This window comes from Sphingobium xenophagum NBRC 107872, assembly GCF_000367345.1.
In the GTDB taxonomy this organism is placed as follows: domain Bacteria; phylum Pseudomonadota; class Alphaproteobacteria; order Sphingomonadales; family Sphingomonadaceae; genus Sphingobium; species Sphingobium xenophagum.
In genome coordinates this window covers 1-878 of the sequence record NZ_BARE01000134.1, presented here as the reverse complement: position 1 = coordinate 878, position 878 = coordinate 1, and the positions used below count along the sequence as shown (strand labels likewise).

1 protein-coding gene is annotated in these 878 nt (G+C 60.5%); it reads left to right on the top strand.

The features are described 5' to 3' along the window. The first annotated feature begins 61 nt into the window (after positions 1 to 61). Complete coding sequence (locus SX1_RS22225; protein WP_001389365.1) at positions 62 to 826, top strand: IS6-like element IS6100 family transposase; 765 nt, start codon at positions 62 to 64, stop codon at positions 824 to 826. Positions 827 to 878 lie beyond the last annotated feature (52 nt).

Sequence of the window (878 nt, the reverse complement as noted above, 5' to 3'; positions counted from 1 at the left end):
GGCTCTGTTGCAAAAATCGTGAAGCTTGAGCATGCTTGGCGGAGATTGGACGGACGGAACGATGACGGATTTCAAGTGGCGCCATTTCCAGGGTGATGTGATCCTGTGGGCGGTGCGCTGGTATTGTCGCTATCCGATCAGCTATCGCGACCTTGAGGAAATGCTGGCGGAACGCGGCATTTCGGTCGACCATACGACGATCTATCGCTGGGTCCAGTGCTACGCCCCGGAGATGGAGAAGCGGCTGCGCTGGTTCTGGCGGCGTGGCTTTGATCCGAGCTGGCGCCTGGATGAAACCTACGTCAAGGTGCGGGGCAAGTGGACCTACCTGTACCGGGCAGTCGACAAGCGGGGCGACACGATCGATTTCTACCTGTCGCCGACCCGCAGCGCCAAGGCAGCGAAGCGGTTCCTGGGCAAGGCCCTGCGAGGCCTGAAGCACTGGGAAAAGCCTGCCACGCTCAATACCGACAAAGCGCCGAGCTATGGTGCAGCGATCACCGAATTGAAGCGCGAAGGAAAGCTGGACCGGGAGACGGCCCACCGGCAGGTGAAGTATCTCAATAACGTGATCGAGGCCGATCACGGAAAGCTCAAGATACTGATCAAGCCGGTGCGCGGTTTCAAATCGATCCCCACGGCCTATGCCACGATCAAGGGATTCGAAGTCATGCGAGCCCTGCGCAAAGGACAGGCTCGCCCCTGGTGCCTGCAGCCCGGCATCAGGGGCGAGGTGCGCCTTGTGGAGAGAGCTTTTGGCATTGGGCCCTCGGCGCTGACGGAGGCCATGGGCATGCTCAACCACCATTTCGCAGCAGCCGCCTGATCGGCGCAGAGCGACAGCCTACCTCTGACTGCCGCCAATCTTTGCAACAGAG

Bases quoted from the DNA above. Each gene is read 5' to 3' on its own strand.
- SX1_RS22225 (WP_001389365.1), top strand. From the start codon at position 62: ATGACGGATTTCAAGTGGCGCCATTTCCAGGGTGATGTGATCCTGTGG.